Here is a 17702-nt window from a genome sequence, read left to right on the forward strand (position 1 = left end):
AAGTCGGTGTCGCGTAGCTGTAGGACAGTTGCAACGGTCCTGTCATCATCGACGTGGCGCATTAACGTTGTTCTCGCCGCGCCGGTTGCGCGGAAGGGAGAAACGTTTCATCCTGAAACGCATGGAGCACCCACGCACAGGCCAGGTCGCGGTGATCTTCGTGTCCGAATCCACCGGCGCGGATGAACCGGGTTACGCCGCCGCCGCAGAGGCGATGGCGATCCTAGTCGCAGAGCAGCCGGGCTTTCGCGGAGTCGACTGGGTCGGCAGCGCCGAGGGGGCGAGATCACGATCAGCTATTGGGCCGACGATGCCAGCGCCGTCGCCTGGCGCGAACACCCCGAACATGCCCGCATCCAGCACGAGGGGCGCGGCAAATGGCTCCAGCGCTATGACCTGATGGTTGTCGATATCCGGCGCGGGCATCAGTGGGCGCGGTGAGCGCCGCGCGAATGGATCGCACATTTGTGATCCTGTTCGCGGTGATGTTCGTGATCGCGGCGGGCAATACCGCGCTGCAATCGGTGCTGCCCGCGCTGGGGCGGTCGCTGGGCGTCCCCGACAGCGCGGTGGCGGCGGCATTTTCGGTGTCGGCATTGCTGTGGACGCTGGTTGCCCCCTTCTGGGCCAACCGGTCCGACCGGCACGGGCGGCGCAACATGGTGCTGCTGGGGCAGGTTGGGCTGACCGCGTCCTTGTTCTTTTGCGGGCTGTTCCTCGCCGCCGGCATCAATGGCTGGATCGCGCCGGTCACCGCCTTCGCCTTCTTCGTCGCTGCGCGGATGCTCTATGGCGGGTTCGGATCGGCGGCACCGCCCGCGATCCAGGCGATCGTCGCGTCGCGCACCAGCCGGGATGAGCGGACCAAGGCGCTGACCCTGCTCGGTTCGGCATTCGGACTGGGCACGATCCTGGGTCCCGCCATCGCGCCCTATCTGGTGCTCGGCGATCTGTGGCGCGGCGGACCGACGATCGGACTGGCGGGGCCGGCGCTGATCTTCAGCATCGTCGCGCTGGCGATGCTGTTCGCGGTCGCCCGGCTGCTTCCGCGCGATGTCGACGAATCGGTCAGCCATGGTGCGGCGTCGAGCTATCCCTCGATCGGGGGCAGGCGAGCGGGGCGAGCGTCACCGCGGCGACTGCGGACAAGGTCGAGCCGATCGGCTTTCTCGATCCGCGCGTGCGCGCCTGGATGATCTGTGGCCTGGTGCTCGGCCATGCACAGGCGATGGCGGGGCAGGTGATCGGATTCCTGATCATCGACCGGCTGGGCGTTGCGCCGCTGGAGGCGATCGAGGCGACGGGACTCGTGCTGATGATGGGCGCGGGGTCGGCGCTGCTGGTGCAATGGGGGATCATTCCGCTGCTGGGGCTCAACCCGCGTCAGTTGATGCTGATCGGGCTGAGTTTGAGTGCGGTCGGGTGCCTGGCGACGGGCACCGCGACGTCGCTCTACGGCATCGCCACGGCTTACGCTCTGACGACGATGGGCTTCGGCTTTTCGCGCCCGGGGTTCACCGCCGGGTCGTCACTGGCGGTGGGGCAGGGGGCGCAGGGATCGGTGGCGGGGAAGGTGACGTCGATCAACGGCGCCGCCTTCATCCTCGGCCCGTCGATCGGCGTCGCGCTCTATGGTGGGTGGCGGCCGCTCCCCTATCTGGTCGCGGCCGCCGCCCTCGCGATCCTCGTCGCCTATGGCTGGTTCAGTCTTCGGACAAGCGAGTCCGGCCCTGAAGCATCCCCGGAGCGATAAAGCCGATCGGGTTGAGCGCCACCGCATCCTGCTTCATCTTGGCGACGATCTGCTCATATTCGCGCTCCATCTCCGGTGTGACGGTGGCGCGCGAATCGGCGAGTGCCGCTTCGAAATGCGCCATCGTCACCTGGCTTGCCGGCGGGCGTTCGCGCAGCGCGGCAAGGCCCGCGCGACGGGTGACGTCCTCCAGGTCCGCGCCGGTGAACCGCTCGGTGCGCGCGGCAACCTCGGCGAGATCGACATCGTCGGCGAGCGGCATCCTTTGCGTCTGGATCTTGAGGATGCGCTCGCGCCCCTCGGCATCGGGGACGCCGACATAAATCAGCTCGTCGAGTCGGCCCGGACGCATCAGCGCGGGGTCGATCAGGTTCGGCCGGTTGGTTGCGCCGATCACGACGACCGACTGAAGCTCCTCCAGCCCGTCCATCTCGGCGAGGATGGTGTTGACCACGCGCTCGGTCACCTGCGGCTCACCCATCCCCGACCCGCGTGCGGGAACAAGGCTGTCGAGCTCGTCGATGAAGATTACGCAGGGCGCGACCTGGCGTGCGCGGGCGAAGAGGCGGGCGATCTGCTGCTCGCTCTCGCCATACCATTTGGACAAGAGGTCGCTCGACTTGGTGGCGATGAAGTTCGCCTCCGCCTCACGCGCCACCGCCTTGGCCAGCAGGGTCTTGCCGGTGCCGGGGGGACCATAGAGCAGAAAGCCCTTGGCCGGGCGGATGCCGAGGCGGCGGAACGCGTCGGGATCGCGCATCGGCAGCTCGACGCCTTCCTTCAGCCGCATCTGGGCGTCATCGAGGCCGCCGACATCCTCCCATTTGATGTTCGGCTTTTGCACCATCACCTCGCGCATCGCGCTCGGCTGCACGCGCTTCAGTGCTTCGACGAAATCCTCGCGCGTGACCGCGAGCGTCTCGAGCACATCGGAAGGGACGGTCTTCTCGCTGAGGTTGAGCCGCGGCATGATTCGCCGCACCGCCTCGATCGCGGCCTCGCGCGCCAGCGCTGCGATGTCTGCACCGACAAAGCCGAAGGTGGTGCGGGCGAGCTCGTCGAGATCGACGCGTTCCTCGATCGGCATGCCGCGGGTGTGGATGCCGAGGATCTCGCGACGACCGCGTTCGTCGGGGACGCCGACGATGATCTCGCGGTCGAAGCGGCCGGGACGGCGCAGGGCTTCGTCGATCGCTTCGGGCCGGTTGGTCGCGGCGATGACGACGATGTTGGCGCGCGCCTCCAACCCGTCCATCAGCGTCAGCAGCTGGGCGACGAGGCGCTTTTCGGCCTCGCCCGACACCTGGCCGCGCTTGGGCGCGATCGAATCGATCTCGTCGATGAACACGATCGAGGGGGCGTTCTTCGCCGCCTCCTCGAACACGTCGCGCAGCCGCTTCTCCGATTCGCCATAGGCCGACCCCATGATCTCGGGACCGTTGATCAGGAAGAATTGCGCGTCGGATTCGTTGGCGACCGCGCGGGCGAGGCGGGTCTTGCCGGTGCCGGGCGGTCCATGGAGCAGCACGCCCTTGGGCGGATCGACGCCGAGCCGCTGGAACAGTTCGGGATAGCGCAACGGCAGCTCGACCATCTCGCGCAGCTGATCGATGGTCGCAGCCATGCCGCCGATGTCGTCATAGGTCACATCGGCGCGGCGCAACTCGCGCGCTTCCTCGAACTCGTTGCGCAGCTCGATCTCGGTCTCCGCGTCGATATGGACGATGCCGCGCGGGACGGCGGAGACGACGGCCAGGCGGATCTCCTGCAGCGCGTAGGCGGGCGCGCGCAGATGCTGGAGCACATTAGGGGGCATGTCCGACACGCGCTGTTGCCCGACGGTGGAGATGGTGTCGCCCTGACACAGCGGGCGGCCGAGGAAGGTGCGGCGGAGAGCGTCGCCCGATCCTTCGAGTCGCAGGTCGCGGCGGGCGGGGGGCGAAGACGACGCGGGTCGCAGGTCGCGATTCGGCCTTGCGCACTTCGACGAAATCGCCCGAGCCGACGCCGGCATTGGCGCGCTGAAGCCCGTCGATGCGGAGAATCTCCAGCCCCTCATCCTCGGGATAGGGGAAGACGACGCGCGCGGGCGTGGTGCGTTTGCCGATGATTTCGACCACGTCGCCCTGTTGCAGGCCGAGTGACTCCATCATCGCGCGCGGGAGGTGCGCGAGGCCACGACCGCTATCCTCGGGCCGCGCATTGGCGACCTGAAGCTTGCGCGTGTCTGATTCCGTGTCGGCCATCGGCTCTCCTTCCCTTCGCCCGTCCGGGGGGTGACGCGCCAGATAGGCACGTAGTTCCGGATCAGCTAGGTCAGGGACCGTTTCGCACACGATCCAGGCAAAAAAAATGGGCCGGTCCGAAGACCAGCCCTTTGAAAGGTTTAGGAGAGGATGCCTGAAAGGCACGTCCTATGTGCAGTGCGGCGTGTTTTTGTGCAAGTGCGAAGAACTACCTATGCGATTGCAGATTCTGCAATCTGTAACATTCCCTGATTATAGCCGATGACAGGGGTGTCATCGTGATCGCCTCACCCGGAATGGGTTGCAATATGCTACGCTGCACCACAGAAATGTAACCGATGCGCAGGTTGCCGCCCCTTACCGCCATCGAGGCGTTCGTCCAGGTCGCGCGGCTGGGATCGGTCAAGGCCGCGTCGGAGGAACTGGCGCTGTCGTCGCCCGCGTTGAGTCGGCGGGTCCAGGCGCTGGAACGCTTCATCGGCAAGCAATTGTTCGAGCGGCGGCATCAGGCGATGAAGCTGAATGCGGAGGGCGAGCGGTTGCTGGGCCTGATCGCGCCGGCGCTCGACACGATGAGCGACGCGATCGAGAGCATGAACAGCGGGACCGAGGTGCTGCGGCTACGCCTGGGCACGCCGTCGCTGTTCGCGAGCCAGCGGCTCCTGCCCTATCTTACCGCGTTGCGCGCAGTGCATCCGCAGCTTCACCTGGACATCGATACCGGCGGGCACGGCATGTCGCGGCTGGGCGACGGGCTGGACGCCGCGATCGTGCTGGCGCGCGATATCGAACCAACGCTCTACGGTCGGCGACTCGACCGCAACCGCATCCGCCCGGTGGCGGCGCGGCGGCTGGTCTATGGCCCCGAAGCGATCGGGCGGCCCGAGGAGCTGGCCGGCTACTCGATCCTCGCGCATCGCGACATGGCTGACAGTTTCGAGATCTGGCGTTCGGCGCTGGGTCTGCCCGATCTGGAGCCGGTGTCGATCGATCTGTTCGATTCGGGATCGCTGCTGCTGGAGGCGGCGGCGCAGGGAGTCGGAATCGCGTTCATGCTCGATTCGCACCGCATCGACCCCGACGACCCGCGCATCGGCACGCTGTTCGGGGAGCCGAGCGTCAAGAGCCCGTACAGCTACTGGTTCGTGTGCCGCCCCCGCGCGTTGGAGCAGCGGCCGGTGAAGCTGTTCCACGACTGGCTGATCGGGTTGTTCGATATCGAGGGGTGAGAGGGGCAAGCGATCAGCGGCCGCTGAGCGGCGCGAGATGCTTGCCCGTTCCGGCCCGGATCTAGAGCGGCCGCCCGTCCTGATCCATCAGCACTTCGCGCCGGCCGACATGGTCGGGGCGGGAGACGAGGCCGTCCTTTTCCATCCGTTCGACGAGGCGCGCCGCGCTGTTGTAGCCGACGCGCAGCTGGCGTTGCAGCCATGACGTCGACGCCTTCTGGCTTTCCGCGACAAGCTGCACCGCGCGGCGGTAGAGTTGTTCCTCCGGAGAATCCTCTCCGGTCGGGGCACCGTCGAGTGCGAACTCGCCGCCCTCCGGCTCCTCGGTGACGGCGGAGATATAGTCCGGCGCGCCTTGCGAGCGCCAGTGATCGGCGACCGCCATCACCTCCTCATCCGACACGAACGGGCCGTGGACGCGGGCGATCTGCTTGCCGCCGGGCATGTAGAGCATGTCGCCCTTGCCCAGCAGCTGTTCGGCACCCTGTTCGCCCAGGATCGTGCGCGAATCGATCTTCGACGTGACGTGGAAGCTGATTCGGGTGGGCAAATTCGCCTTGATCACGCCGGTGATGACGTCGACCGAGGGGCGCTGCGTTGCCATGATCAGGTGGATGCCCGCCGCGCGCGCCTTCTGTGCGAGGCGCTGGATCAGGAATTCGACTTCCTTGCCCGCGGTCATCATCAGATCGGCGAGTTCGTCGACGATGATCACGATCTGCGGCAGCGGGGTGAGGTCGAGCGTTTCCTCTTCGTACAGCGGCTTGCGCGTTTCGGGGTCGTAGCCGACCTGGACCTTGCGGCCGAGCTTCTGTCCCTTGGCGAGCGCCTGACGCACCTTGTCGTTGAAGCTGCCGAGGCTGCGGACGTTGACCGACGCCATCATGCGATAGCGTTCCTCCATCTGCTCCACCGCCCATTTGAGCGCGCGCACCGCCTTGGGCGGATCGGTGACCACATCCGCCAGCAGATGGGGGATGTCCTTGTACATGCTGAGTTCCAGCATCTTGGGATCGATCATGATCATGCGGCACTGGTCCGGGGTCAGCCGGTAGAGCAGCGACAGGATCATGCAGTTGAGCCCGACCGACTTGCCCGAGCCGGTGGTGCCCGCGACGAGCAGATGCGGCATCGGCGCGAGATCGGCGATGACCGGATCGCCCGCGATATTCTTGCCCAGAACGATCGGGAGCTGTGCGCCCATATCCTCGAACGTCGCGCTGCCGATCAGTTCGTGGAGCGACACCGTCTCGCGCTTCACATTGGGCAGTTCGATGCCGATCACGCTGCGTCCGGGGATGGTCGCGACGCGGGCCGAGACGGCGGACATGTTGCGCGCGATATCGTCGGCGAGCTGGACCACGCGGCTCGCCTTGATGCCCGAGGCGGGTTCCAGCTCGTACATCGTCACCACCGGGCCGGGGCGGACTTCGACGATCTGGCCCTTCACATGGAAGTCGTCGAGGACGGATTCGAGCAGCCGGGCGTTGCGCTCCAGTGCCGCCTTGTCGATCGCCGTGCTGCCGCTCTTCGCCGGTTCCTTGAGCAGTTTGAGCGGGGGAAGCTGGTAGGTCCCCTTGAAGTCGAGGGTCGCCTGGACCGGCTTGGCCTTGGGCGGCTGGGGCGCGGGGGTGCGGTCGGCGATGACCGGGCCGGGACGGGCATCGGGCAGCGCCACCTTGCGCGGGCGCGGCGCGGCGGGGGTGAACACCTCGTCGGCGTCGTCGACATCGAACGGAAGCGCCGCGGCCGCGTCGCGCTGGGGCATCTTCGGAAGGCGGAGATGCTGGCGGAAATCGAACTGCACGCTGCGCGCCCACAGGATCACGCCGCCGATTCCGACGATCAGGCCGAGCACGCGGGTGCCCCACAGCGTCACCATCGGGTCGCCGATCAGGCCGAGCAGTCCGCGTATCGCCCCAGCGACGGCGAGACCGACAACGCCGCCCCAGCCGCCCGGAAGTTCCATCACCGCGCTGTTCGAGATCGAGGCGAGCGCCGCGCCCATCAGCGCAATGCCGCCGAGCGCGCCGAGCAGCATCCGCCGCCAGCGTCCCGCGCCCTCGCCCCGCCAGAGGCGCAGGCCGAGGATGATCCCGACGGGCGCGAGCAGCACGACCGGTAGCCCGCCGATCGCGAGCAGCAGGTCGGCAAGCCACGCCCCCGGTTCGCCGAGCAGATTGCGCGCGGGGCCGCCCGCGGCGGTATTCAGCGAGGGATCTTCGCCATTGTATGTCCCGACGGCGAGCACGGCGGCGAGGGTGAACAGGAACAAAGCGATCGCGCCGATCAGCGCCCCGCTTCGCCTTGCACCCGCCTTCATCGTGTCACGCCACAGCATCGGCTGCACCCGGCTCGCCATCGTCCCCACCCGTGTTCGATAATCGTTCCAATCATCCCCCCTGCGGAGTCTGGCGTCAAGGCGGGGGGTGGGATAACGGGATGGCATGAGTAATGCGGACCTCTTGATCCTTGGCGGCGGACTGGTCGGGAGCGCGCTTGCCGTGGCGCTCGACGCGCATGGCATCTCCAGCATCGTGATCGACCCGGCGGACCCGGACGCGATCCTGTCCGCCGGACATGACGGCCGCGCATCGGCCATCGCCGCCGCGCCGCTGCGGATGCTGGAGGCAATCGGGCTGGCCGAGGATCTGGCGGGCAAGGGCTGTCCGATCGAGAGCATCCGCGTGTCGGATGGGCTGAAGCCGGGCAAGCTCGACTTCGATCCGCAGGAGGGTGAGGGCGCGCTCGGCACGATGTTCGAGAATCGCGACCTGCGCCGCGCGTTGATGACGGCGGCGGCGCGCGCGAAGCTGGCCGATGTGCGGATGAACACGCGCGCGCTGTCGGTCGAACGCGACGCGCATGGCGTCACCGCGACGCTGAGCAGCGGCGAGAGCGTGCGCGCGCAATTGCTGATCGGGGCGGAGGGCCGCGCCTCGCCGACGCGGGATGCGGCGCTGTTGCGGGTGGCGCGCTGGACCTATGACCATGCGGCGATCGTGACCTCGCTCCATCACGAGCACAGCCACGAGAATACCGCGTTCGAGATCTTCTACCCGCAGGGGCCCTTCGCGATCCTGCCGCTGCGTGACGATGATCGCGGGCATCGCTCGGCGATCGTGTGGTCGGTGAAGCGGCACGAGGAAGCGGGGATGATGAAGCTGTCCGAACGCGGCTTCCTGGCCGAGGCGGACAAGAAGATGGGCGGGTTTCTGGGGAAGCTGGGGCCGCTCGGCCCGCGTTTCAGCCACCCGCTCGGCTTTCACCATGCCGCGAAGATCACCGCCGACCGGCTGGCGCTGGTCGGCGACGCGGCGCACGGCATCCACCCCATTGCGGGGCAGGGGGTCAATGTCGGATTCCGCGATGTCGCGGCTTTGGCCGAGGTGCTGGTCGAGGGGAAGCGGCTGGGGCTCGACATGGGCGATCCTGCGTTGCTGACCCGATACGAACGCTGGCGCAGCCTCGACACGATGATGGTCAGCATCGCCACCGACGCGCTGACGCATCTGTTCGGGATTCCGGGCGGTGCGGCGAATGCGGCGCGGCGGTTCGGCCTGTCGGCCGTGGACAAGGTGCCTAGCCTAAAGAACTGGTTCATGGCCGAAGCGCGCGGCAGAATCGGGCAAGGTGCCGCGATTGCTGCATGGGGAGATGGTTTGAGCCGAGCGATCTGCCAGCCCTGCAAATCCGAGACCATGCTCAGCAAAAGCTCATGACACGCTCATGATCTGGAACAGATGTCCGGATACCCCCGGCTAATTGAAAAGGGGGGAACATGGATATCAATTTGAGAAAGGTCGGTTGCGCGGTCGGCTGTCTGGGCATGGCCGGGCTTCTCATTTTGAGTCCCGGCCTTCTATTTGGCTTGGCGCTATGGGCTGCCGGCGAACGCACCGTTTATGCTCGCGCATTGTCGCCCGACGGGTCCAATGAGGCCCGCGTCCAGTTCGATGATTGCGGCGCGCCTTGTGGCTGGAGCAAAGCTGTCTTCATCAAGAAGGCGTGGTTCCCGCCCGACACGCCGGGCTGGAGCTGCCGCGCGTTTCTGGGTGATGGAACAGACCGCGTCCGGCTGGAATGGGACGGGCCATCAAATCTGATCGTCCACCACGGTTTTTTCGCGAACAATGTGGTGGATGCGGCCACGACTTGCGGCGCGGTGTCGATCGGAACCAAGTTTGATCCGCAATTGAAATCAGACGTGCTGTGAACGCCGCCTACTGCAACGTCCCCTCTTCCCCCTCGTGCCGACCGAAAAACTGCATCAGCTGGGTGATCAGCTCGGCACGGTCGCTGAGCGAGTCCGCTTCCAGCAGCGCCTGTTTGGCGGCGGGGTCGAAGGGGGCGATCTGGGCTATGCCGTTGACCAGATTCTGGTCGTCGAGCCGCGTCACCGCTTCCCAATCGACCGCATAGCCCTGCAACTCGGCGAAGCGGCGCGATTCGAGTTCGAGCGCGGCGCGTGCGCCCAGCGACAGTGTCTCGTCTGCCGGATCGGCGATCAGCTCGGCCTCGACCTGGCGGAACAATGTCGTCACCTCCAGCTCGCGCAGGATGCGGAAGCGCGACAGGCCCTCCAGCACCAGGTTGAAGCGGCCATCCTCCAGCGCCTCGACATCGGCGATGCGACCGACACAGCCGATCTCGAACAGCGGCGGCTTGTCGCCTCCGCCCTTGGGCTGAATCATGGCGATGCGCCGGTCGCGGGCAAGGCTGTCGTTGACCATCGCTCGGTAGCGCGGCTCGAAGATATGCAGCGGCAAATGCATGCCGGGGAACAGCAGCGCCCCGGGCAGCGGAAAGATCGAGAGCCGCGTCGCGCTCATCCGAACAGGATGGCGGAGAGCTTGCGGCGCTGTGCCGAGACCCAGGGGTCTTCCAGGCCGACCGCTTCGAACAGCTTGAGCAGGCGTGCGCGGGCGGCGCCCTCGTTCCACTCCTTGTCCTCCGCGATCATCGCCAGCAGCGTTTCCGCCGCGCCCTCGCGGTCGCTCGCCATCAGCGCGCCGGCGAGTTCGTAGCGGGCGTCCATGTCGCCGCCCGCGGCCTTGGCGCGCAGCGCGCCCAGTTCGCTGTCGTCTGACGTAGCGGGGGCCTCCTGCGCTATGCTCAGCGCGGCGCGGGCGCGCTCGACCTCCTGCGCCTTGGCGGGATCGGCGGGCAGCGCATCGAGCACGGCGGCGGCTTCATCGAGGCGCCCCAGCGCGGTCAGCGCGCGGGCGCGACCGGCGGCGGCCTGAGCGTTGTCGGGGGCGATTTCGGCGATCTGTTCGAAGATCGACAGCGCGCGCTCGGTTTCGCCGCCCGCCAGTACCTCCTCACCCATCGCCAGCAACGGTTCGAGCTCGGCGGCCTGCGCCGCGGCATCGCTCTGGATCGGCAGCTGGCCCAGAATCTGGTCGAGCATCGACTTCAATTGCGATTCGGTGCGCGCGTTGGTCAGGTCGGCAACGAGCTGGCCCTGGAACATCGCATAGACGGTGGGGATCGAGCGCACCTGGAACTGCGCGGCGATGAACTGATTGGCGTCGACGTCGATCTTGGCGAGCATCACGCCCTTGTCGGCATAGTCGGCGGCGACCTTGTCGAGCACCGGCCCCAGCGCCTTGCACGGCCCGCACCATTCCGCCCAGAAATCGAGGATGACGAGCTTCGTCATCGACGGTTCGGCGATGTCGCGGCGGAAAGCCTCGACGGCATCCTTGTCGGCGGCGGAAAGTCCAAGCGTGGCCACGGCGAATCCCTTGTCGTTCGAACGAGAATTAAAGCCCTATTTGGGCGCTCGCATCCTCAGGGCCAACCCCCTGCGCGCGAATCGCGAATCCCGCAACTTCCCCCTTGCAGACCCAGAAACCCGCTGCTAGAGGCCGCCACCTTGCCCCGCCCCCTCGGCGTTCCGAGTGGGCACATATGGCGCCAGAGAGCGGGCGTAGCTCAGGGGTAGAGCACAACCTTGCCAAGGTTGGGGTCGAGGGTTCGAATCCCTTCGCCCGCTCCAGTCGCCGCGCGATGATCGCGCACTCTCACCACATCTGGCGTGTAACGTTTTCGCGAACACGCCGTTTGGCAAATTGCCCCCCTTCCCGCCCTTTTCGTGCCGGGTCTCGTACCTAATTATCTGTTCAAACAGGGTTTCGGTCGCGCGAAGCGTGGCCGTGAACAGATGACAGGAGATTCAACCATGATGATCGAAGGACCGGTGCGGCGCACGGCGCGTCCGCGCGCATGGATGATGGCGCTGGCAGGTCTGGCGATGCTGACCGCCCCGCTTGCGGCGTCGGCCGGGAGCAAGGGGTGCGGCGTTGCCGGTGGCGAGCGTGTGGCGCAATCCAAAGAACACGGTGCATGTCCGGATCGCGCCCTGTGGCGAGGGTCAGGTTTGCGGCACCGTGATCTGGGCGAGCGAGAAGGCCAAGGCGGACGCGCGCAAGGGCGGGACCGAGAAGCTGATCGGTGCGAACCTCTTCCGCGAATTCCGTCAGGTGGGGCCGGGCGAATATAAGGGGCGCGTGTTCGTGCCCGACATGAACCGCACGTTCAGCGGGCAGATGCGGATCGAGGGCGATTCGATGATCGGGAAGGGCTGCGTGCTGGGGTTCATCTGCAAGTCGCAGACCTGGAAGCGTATTTCGTGATGCGCGGGGGTGCCGCGGCGCGCTAAGCACGCGGCATGACGCACGCACCCATTCGCACCGGCATCGGCGGCTGGACCTTCGAGCCCTGGCGCGGCACCTTCTACCCGGAGGGTCTGGCGCAGAAGAAGGAGCTGGAGTTCGCCAGTCGCCAGCTGAACGCGATCGAGATCAACGGCACTTACTATTCCGGCTTCAAGCCCGCGACCTTTTCCGGGTGGGCGGCGAGCGTGCCCGACGGGTTCGTTTTCGCGGTGAAGGCGTCGCGCTTCTGCACCAACCGCAAGGTGCTGGCGGAAGCGGGCGAATCGGTTGCGAAATTCGTGGGACAGGGGATTGTCGAGCTGGGCGACAAGCTTGGCCCGATCCTGTGGCAATTCATGGCGACCAAGAAGTTCGACGCGGCCGATTTCGGCGCGTTCCTGAAACTGCTCCCTGCCAGCCATGACGGAGTCACGCTACGTCATGCGGTGCAGGTACGGCATGAGAGCTTCGCGGTGCCCGAGTTCGTGGCGCTTTGCCGCGATGCGGGGGTGGCGATCGTCTATGCGCATTCGCCCGACTATCCCGCCATCGCCGATGTGACCGGCGACTTCGTCTATGCGCGGTTGGAGTCGGGTGCGGACGACAATCCGCTCTGTTATCCCGAGGGCGAGCTGGACCGCTGGGCCGATGTGGCAAAATGCTGGGCGTCGGGCGGTCGGCCTGCCGGATTGCCCTATGTCGAGGAGCGTGATCCGCCGGCAGTGCCGCGCGAGACGTTCGTATTCCTGATCCATGGCGGCAAGGTGCGCGCACCCGCCGGGGCACGCGCGCTGGCCAACCTCACGCGCTGAGTCCGAGGCGAGCGAGCGGGTGACCCACCGCACCACTGACCAATGCCGCCTGTGCTGCGGTAAACGGCCATAGCTTTGACACCGGACCCATCACCCGATCGCGCAGCCATGGGATCGCCGTACCGTCGGATTGATAGACCGGTGTCAACACGCGGCTGAGCAACTGATACAGGGCGATCTGGTCGCGCCGCAGCCGCACCGTTTCTGCGAGTGCGTCGGGCAGCGCGCGGCTCCGGCGCAGACCAAGCGCAAGGGCATAGGCGTCGAGCAACGCCATGTTCGCCCCCTGCCCCAGCTGCGGGCTGGTCGAATGCCACGCATCGCCGATATGGATCAGTCGGTCGGCGACCGGTTGGCGCAAGGTGCGGTGGGCGTAGCTGGCGAAGGTCAGTTGCTGCGGGTCGGCGATCTGGTCGAGCAACGGCGCGGTGGCGGGCCATAGTTCCAGCACCTGTTCTTTCCACATCGCGAGACCCGCTGCGCGCCAGTCCGCCAGCCGGTCGGCGCGCAGCGACCAGAACAAGGCCGCGCGGGGTCCGCTCGCGTGGCGCGGGGTGCCGATCGGCAGCACTCCGGCCATCACGCTGGCGCGGCGATAGTGTTGCTGGAGCGCATCGGGGATGAAGTCGCCCGCCCAGTCGAGATCGGCCCAGAGCGCGCCGAACGCAAGCGGCGGCGCCGCGGGGATGAGCGGCGAGCGGCTGCCCATCGCGTCGACGATCAGATCGAATGGCCCTGCGCTTGCGCGGACCGCGAACTGTAGTCGTCCATCGGCGCAACCCGTGATCGCTTGCCCTGCCTCGATCGCGATACCTTCTTCGAAAACGGCATCGTGGAGGATCGCGAAGAGTGTCGCACGGTGGACGCCGATCCCGATCCCGCCTCGCTTCAACGCGGCGTATCGCACGTCGAGAACGCAGCGATCGTCGGCATGGCCGATCAGCCGCTGGACGCGCGCTCCGCGCGCGAGCAGCTCGGCTTCGAGGCCCAACGCACGCAGGACGGCCTGCCCGGTTGGCTGGATCAGCAGGCCCGAGCCGAGCGGGCGCGGCGAATCAAATCGCTCGAACAAGGTGACGCGATGGCCGTCTCGATGGAGCAGCAGCGCAGCGGCAAGTCCGGCGGTGCCGCATCCTGCCACCGCGATGTCGAGCGGGGGCAGCTCAGTCCTCCACAGGGCGTGCGGGGCTGGCGCGGTCGCTGACCATGCGCTGGTCGTCGATCACGATCGGGCTGGCGACTCCCGGGAGCCCCTGCGCCATGATCGCCATGCCGCGCGCGATCACCTGCGGGTCGGCGAACACCTCGTCCACGGTGTTGATCGGCCCGGCGGGCACCCCCTGTGCCTCGAGCGCGTCGGACAGTGCCTGTTTGGTCCAGCCTGCCACCGCCGCCTGAAGCGGCGCGATCAGGCGGGCGCGGTTGCGCACGCGTGCCGGGTTGGTCGCGAAATCGGGGTCTTCGGCGAGGGTGAGGCCGAGAACGCTGCACAGCTTTCGGAATTGCCCGTCATTGCCGACCGCGATGATCAGGTCGCCGTCGCTGGCGGTGAACGCCTGATAGGGGGCGAGGTTGGCGTGGCCGTTGCCCATGCGGTGCGGCACCTTTGCCGGGTTGGCCATCCAGTTGAGCGCCTGATTGGCGAGCACCGCGACCTGGGTGTCGAGCAGCGCCATGTCGATATGCGCGCCAACTCCCGTCGCATCGCGCTGGCGCAAAGCAGCGAGGATCGCGACGGCGGAATAGACGCCGGTGAAGATGTCGGCATAGGCGATCCCCGCCTTTTGCGGTGCGCCGTCGGGCTCGCCGGTCAGCGACATGATCCCGCCCATTCCCTGAATGATGAAGTCATATCCGGCGCGGTGCGCATAGGGGCCGGTTTGGCCGAAGCCGGTAATCGAGCAGGTGATCAGGCGCGGGTTGATCGTGCTGAGGCTGGCATGATCGAGGCCGTATTTGACGAGGCCGCCGACCTTGTAGTTTTCGATCACGACATCGGATTCGGCCACTAGCGCGCGGACTTCAGCCTGACCTTCGGGCGTCGCGATGTCGATGAAGCGCGCGGTCTTTCCGCGATTGGCCGCGTGATAATAGGCGGCGTCGCGGCTGACCCCATCGGCGTCATGCAGGAAGGGCGGGCCCCAGTGGCGGGTGTCGTCGCCAGCACCCGGACGCTCGACCTTGATCACCTCAGCGCCGAGATCGGCGAGCAGCTGTCCGCACCACGGTCCGGCGAGAATCCGGGCGAGTTCGACAACCTTGATCCCGGCGAGCGGTTTCATGCGCGGCAAATCTCGTACACGACATGGTCGGGGAAGGATTTCCCGCCGCCGCGATGGGTGCGGCCCGGGATCAGACGTCCGCCGATCTTCTCCATCGCGCCGCGTGATCGGAGATTGTCCTGTCCGACGAGGAACACCACACGGTTCACGAAGCGGTGGATATGGTCGAGCATCAGCCGCTTGATTTCGCGGTTGTAGGTGCCGCCCCAATAGGCGCGAGATATGAAGGTCCAACCGATCTCGATCTCGTCGTCTTCAGGAACCCAATAATCGTAGCGACTGGAGCCGATCACCGCGCCGGTCGCCTTGTCGAGGATCGCAAGTCCCCCGCTGCACGCGAGTGCCTCGGCGAAGAATTTGCGGAACACCGGCTCCTGCCAGCGGTCGTTGGCAGGGTGGAGTTCCCAGATCAGCGGGTCGGAGGCGACGGCGAAGAGGGCGTCCCAATCCTCCGCAACAAGCGGGCGAATTGTGACCAACTCGCCGTGCAGTGTCGGCTGCCGATCCGGCGTCATTGCTTGGGTGTCCGGCTGCGCCGGACCAGCCAGCCCGCTCCCCACCCGGCCTCCCATTCAGGATACGCTGTGGGAGGCCGGGTGGGGGGAGCGGGCTGGATGCCGCCCAGTTCAGCGGAGCTGAACTGCACATCAGAACGCGGCGATCCCGGTGATCGCGCGGCCGAGGATCAGGCCGTGGACGTCGTGCGTGCCCTCATAGGTGTTGACGGTTTCGAGGTTGATCGCGTGGCGCATCACATGGAATTCGGCGGAGATGCCGTTGCCGCCATGCATGTCGCGCGCGACCCGGGCGATATCGAGCGCCTTCCCGCAATTGTTGCGCTTGATGATGCTGATCGCTTCCGGGGCGAGGCTGCCTTCGTCGAACATGCGGCCCGCGCGCAGCGCTGCCTGAAGGCCGAGCGCGATTTCGGTCTCCATATTGGCGAGCTTCAATTGCACCAGCTGGGTCGCGGCGAGCGGGCGGCCGAATTGGGCGCGGTCGAGCGTGTACTGGCGCGCCGCGTGGAAGCAGGCCTCCGCCGCGCCCATCGTGCCCCAGGCGATGCCGTAGCGCGCGCGGTTGAGGCAGCCGAACGGTCCCTTCAGCCCCTGAACCTCGGGGAGCAGCGCGTCCTCGCTCACCTCGACGCCGTCCATCACGATCTCGCCGGTGATCGATGCGCGCAAGGACAGCTTGCCCTCGATCTTCGGCGTGGACAGACCCTTCATGCCCTTTTCGAGGACAAAGCCCTTGATCCCGCCACCATGCGCCTCGCTCTTTGCCCAGACGACGAAGACATCGGCGATCGGCGAATTGGTGATCCACATCTTCGATCCGGTCAGGCGGTAGCCACCGTCGATCTTGGCCGCGCGGGTGCGCATTCCGCCGGGGTCGCTGCCGGCATCGGGCTCGGTCAGACCGAAGCATCCGACCCATTCGCCGCTGGCGAGCTTGGGCAGGTACTTCCGCTTCTGCTCCTCGGTGCCATAGGCGTGGATCGGGTGCATCACCAGGCTCGACTGCACGCTCATCGCGCTGCGATAGCCCGAATCGACCGCCTCGACCTCGCGCGCCACCAGGCCATAGGCGACATAGCCAAGGCCCGCGCCGCCATAGGTTTCGGGGATGGTCGGGCCGAGCAGGCCGAGCTGGCCCATCTCCGACATGATCTCGCGGTCGAAATTCTCGTCGAGGAATGCGCGGGTGACGCGCGGCAGCAGCTGCTCCTGCGCATAGGCGCGCGCCGCGTCGCGGACCATCCGCTCTTCGTCGGTCAGCTGCGCGTCGAGCGCGAACGGATCCTGCCAGTCGAACCGGCCCATGGCGGCCATCTTACTCTCCCTGAACGGTTTTTTGTACTGGCGAAGCGGGGCTGGCTGCGCCGGGGACGGGTTGGGCCTTCCCCTCGATCGCAGCAGTTTCGAGCGTGTCGAGCGCGCGTCGCGTCGCGATGTAGCGGCCCGCCGCCGCCATCCAGCTTTCCGCGCCCTGCGCGCCGGGCAAGCGCGAGACTTCGGCCAGAGCTGCCTCGACATGCCCCTGCCCCAGCAGGCGCCGTGCGCGCGCCAGCCGTTCGCGCGGGTGGGGGCTGGGGGCGTCCTGCTTGCGGATGATCACCAGCGTGGCGAGTTCGCGCTGGATCGCGCTCAACCAGCCGTCATCGGGCTGAGAAGTGGAGAGGCGCGGCGCGATCTGGTCGAACGCGACGCGCAGATCCTCCAGCGTGATCGGCTCGCCCGAGGCGGCGATGACGGTCGCGACCGCTTCGGGCGCGGCCCCGCCCAGGCGGCGACGCAGCTCACCCGCGATGATTCCCAGCTCCTGTCCGCGTTCGAGCGCGCGGCGCGCGCCGAACACCAGCATCATCGCCTCGGCCCGCCCGGCATAGCTTGCCGCGACGCGCGCATCGGCGTCGGTCGCCTTCAGTCTGGCATCGAGCGATCTCGAGCCGGGCGGCAAGAACCTGCTCGCGCGCGGCGAGCGTGGCGACATCCATTCCCGGAGCCGCAATGGGAGCGGCGGAGATCGGCGGCTGAACGACGGCAACGGGCGCGGTCGCGGCCTGGCCCCACCAGTCGCCGGCGCGGAACACCACGGCCATCACTGCGAGGCCGGTGACGAAGGCGACCAGCACCGCGCCCAGGATCATCATCATGGGATTGCCGCGCGTGGGGGCGGTGGGAACCGGGGCGTCGGGGGTCATGGGTTGCTTATTCT

16 protein-coding genes, 1 tRNA gene and 2 pseudogenes are annotated in these 17702 nt (G+C 67.0%); 8 read left to right on the plus strand and 11 right to left on the minus strand.

All coding sequences use genetic code 11. From position 1 onward, the window contains the following. Positions 1-192: 192 nt before the first annotated feature. Positions 193-465, minus strand: coding sequence for a hypothetical protein (locus LRS12_RS06820; protein WP_257843900.1), 273 nt, complete (start codon positions 463-465; stop codon positions 193-195). Between LRS12_RS06820 and LRS12_RS20270 the strand changes: the two genes are divergently transcribed. After that, on the plus strand, positions 453-1196 hold the full coding sequence (locus LRS12_RS20270; RefSeq protein WP_374580475.1) for an MFS transporter: 744 nt from the start codon (positions 453-455) through the stop codon (positions 1194-1196). The genes LRS12_RS06820 and LRS12_RS20270 overlap by 13 nt on opposite strands. Further along, entirely contained in the window at positions 1181-1753 is a 573-nt protein-coding gene (locus LRS12_RS20275; RefSeq protein ID WP_374580477.1) for a hypothetical protein, read from the plus strand. Before LRS12_RS20270 ends, LRS12_RS20275 begins: the two co-directional genes overlap by 16 nt. Here the strand turns inward: LRS12_RS20275 and LRS12_RS06830 are convergent. Then, positions 1704-3999, minus strand: a pseudogene (locus LRS12_RS06830) (CDC48 family AAA ATPase). The gene LRS12_RS20275 and the pseudogene LRS12_RS06830 sit on opposite strands and share 50 nt — an antisense overlap. A 338-nt stretch (positions 4000-4337) precedes the next feature. On the opposite strand from LRS12_RS06830, the gene LRS12_RS06835 reads away from it, so the two are divergent. Further along, positions 4338-5228, plus strand: a complete 891-nt coding sequence (locus LRS12_RS06835; RefSeq protein WP_257843901.1) for a LysR substrate-binding domain-containing protein — start codon at positions 4338-4340, stop codon at positions 5226-5228. A gap of 61 nt (positions 5229-5289) precedes the next feature. Here the strand turns inward: LRS12_RS06835 and LRS12_RS06840 are convergent, their stop codons facing one another. Then, positions 5290-7590, minus strand: coding sequence for a DNA translocase FtsK (locus LRS12_RS06840; protein WP_257843902.1), 2301 nt, complete (start codon positions 7588-7590; stop codon positions 5290-5292). Positions 7591-7675: 85 nt separating this feature from the next. On the opposite strand from LRS12_RS06840, the pseudogene LRS12_RS06845 reads away from it, so the two are divergent. Next, positions 7676-8894, plus strand: a pseudogene (locus LRS12_RS06845) (FAD-dependent monooxygenase). A gap of 115 nt (positions 8895-9009) precedes the next feature. Then, the gene (locus LRS12_RS06850; protein WP_257843903.1) at positions 9010-9444 is read left to right on the plus strand and encodes a hypothetical protein; all 435 of its coding nucleotides are present in this window, start codon (positions 9010-9012) and stop codon (positions 9442-9444) included. Between the two features lie 7 nt (positions 9445-9451). Here the strand turns inward: LRS12_RS06850 and LRS12_RS06855 are convergent, their stop codons facing one another. Next, positions 9452-10060 carry an LON peptidase substrate-binding domain-containing protein gene (locus LRS12_RS06855; protein WP_257843904.1) on the minus strand — a complete coding sequence of 203 codons (609 nt, stop codon included), beginning with the start codon at positions 10058-10060 and terminating at the stop codon, positions 9452-9454. Continuing rightward, positions 10057-10968, minus strand: coding sequence for a tetratricopeptide repeat protein (locus LRS12_RS06860; protein ID WP_257843905.1), 912 nt, complete (start codon positions 10966-10968; stop codon positions 10057-10059). The genes LRS12_RS06855 and LRS12_RS06860 overlap by 4 nt, the downstream gene beginning before the upstream one ends. 189 nt (positions 10969-11157) lie before the next feature. On the opposite strand from LRS12_RS06860, the gene LRS12_RS06865 reads away from it, so the two are divergent. The 3 genes from LRS12_RS06865 to LRS12_RS06875 all read left to right on the plus strand — a co-directional run bounded on the left by LRS12_RS06865 (position 11158) and on the right by LRS12_RS06875 (position 12702). After that, positions 11158-11232 (plus strand) — tRNA-Gly (locus LRS12_RS06865). Between the two features lie 310 nt (positions 11233-11542). Continuing rightward, positions 11543-11869, plus strand: coding sequence for a DUF2147 domain-containing protein (locus LRS12_RS06870; protein WP_257845449.1), 327 nt, complete (start codon positions 11543-11545; stop codon positions 11867-11869). A gap of 35 nt (positions 11870-11904) precedes the next feature. Further along, positions 11905-12702: a DUF72 domain-containing protein gene (locus LRS12_RS06875; RefSeq protein WP_257843906.1), complete on the plus strand. Its 798-nt coding sequence runs from the start codon at positions 11905-11907 to the stop codon at positions 12700-12702. Here LRS12_RS06875 and LRS12_RS06880 read toward each other — a convergent pair. The 6 genes from LRS12_RS06880 to LRS12_RS06905 form a co-directional block, all read right to left on the minus strand. Next, positions 12692-13843, minus strand: coding sequence for an NAD(P)/FAD-dependent oxidoreductase (locus tag LRS12_RS06880; RefSeq protein WP_308222983.1), 1152 nt, complete (start codon positions 13841-13843; stop codon positions 12692-12694). The genes LRS12_RS06875 and LRS12_RS06880 overlap by 11 nt on opposite strands. Positions 13844-13865: 22 nt before the next feature. Beyond that, the gene (locus LRS12_RS06885) at positions 13866-14984 is read right to left on the minus strand and encodes a CaiB/BaiF CoA-transferase family protein (protein ID WP_257843907.1); all 1119 of its coding nucleotides are present in this window, start codon (positions 14982-14984) and stop codon (positions 13866-13868) included. Next, positions 14981-15499 (minus strand): GNAT family N-acetyltransferase, encoded by a 519-nt coding sequence (locus LRS12_RS06890; RefSeq protein WP_257843908.1) that lies wholly within the window; start codon positions 15497-15499, stop codon positions 14981-14983. Before LRS12_RS06890 ends, LRS12_RS06885 begins: the two co-directional genes overlap by 4 nt. A gap of 132 nt (positions 15500-15631) precedes the next feature. Then, positions 15632-16816 carry an acyl-CoA dehydrogenase gene (locus LRS12_RS06895; RefSeq protein WP_257843909.1) on the minus strand — a complete coding sequence of 395 codons (1185 nt, stop codon included), beginning with the start codon at positions 16814-16816 and terminating at the stop codon, positions 15632-15634. 1 nt (position 16817) lies between these two features. Then, positions 16818-17348 carry a hypothetical protein gene (locus LRS12_RS06900; RefSeq protein ID WP_257843910.1) on the minus strand — a complete coding sequence of 177 codons (531 nt, stop codon included), beginning with the start codon at positions 17346-17348 and terminating at the stop codon, positions 16818-16820. Beyond that, entirely contained in the window at positions 17284-17688 is a 405-nt protein-coding gene (locus tag LRS12_RS06905; RefSeq protein WP_257843911.1) for a hypothetical protein, read from the minus strand. Before LRS12_RS06905 ends, LRS12_RS06900 begins: the two co-directional genes overlap by 65 nt. Positions 17689-17702 lie beyond the last annotated feature (14 nt).

This window comes from Sphingomonas sp. J344 (assembly GCF_024700005.1).
Taxonomy (GTDB): domain Bacteria; phylum Pseudomonadota; class Alphaproteobacteria; order Sphingomonadales; family Sphingomonadaceae; genus Sphingomonas.

Excerpts from the sequence above, each read along its gene's own strand:
- LRS12_RS06855 (WP_257843904.1), bottom strand. The coding sequence starts at position 10,060 with ATGAGCGCGACGCGGCTCTCGATCTTTCCGCTGCCCGGGGCGCTGCTG.
- LRS12_RS06850 (WP_257843903.1), top strand. The coding sequence starts at position 9,010 with ATGGATATCAATTTGAGAAAGGTCGGTTGCGCGGTCGGCTGTCTGGGC.
- LRS12_RS06900 (WP_257843910.1), bottom strand. The coding sequence starts at position 17,348 with ATGCTGGTGTTCGGCGCGCGCCGCGCGCTCGAACGCGGACAGGAGCTG.
- LRS12_RS06875 (WP_257843906.1), top strand. The coding sequence starts at position 11,905 with ATGACGCACGCACCCATTCGCACCGGCATCGGCGGCTGGACCTTCGAG.
- LRS12_RS20270 (WP_374580475.1), top strand. The coding sequence starts at position 453 with ATGGATCGCACATTTGTGATCCTGTTCGCGGTGATGTTCGTGATCGCG.
- LRS12_RS06895 (WP_257843909.1), bottom strand. The coding sequence starts at position 16,816 with ATGGCCGCCATGGGCCGGTTCGACTGGCAGGATCCGTTCGCGCTCGAC.
- LRS12_RS06835 (WP_257843901.1), top strand. The coding sequence starts at position 4,338 with ATGCGCAGGTTGCCGCCCCTTACCGCCATCGAGGCGTTCGTCCAGGTC.
- LRS12_RS06905 (WP_257843911.1), bottom strand. The coding sequence starts at position 17,688 with ATGACCCCCGACGCCCCGGTTCCCACCGCCCCCACGCGCGGCAATCCC.
- LRS12_RS06885 (WP_257843907.1), bottom strand. The coding sequence starts at position 14,984 with ATGAAACCGCTCGCCGGGATCAAGGTTGTCGAACTCGCCCGGATTCTC.
- LRS12_RS06840 (WP_257843902.1), bottom strand. The coding sequence starts at position 7,590 with ATGGCGAGCCGGGTGCAGCCGATGCTGTGGCGTGACACGATGAAGGCG.
- LRS12_RS06820 (WP_257843900.1), bottom strand. The coding sequence starts at position 465 with ATGTGCGATCCATTCGCGCGGCGCTCACCGCGCCCACTGATGCCCGCG.
- LRS12_RS06890 (WP_257843908.1), bottom strand. The coding sequence starts at position 15,499 with ATGACGCCGGATCGGCAGCCGACACTGCACGGCGAGTTGGTCACAATT.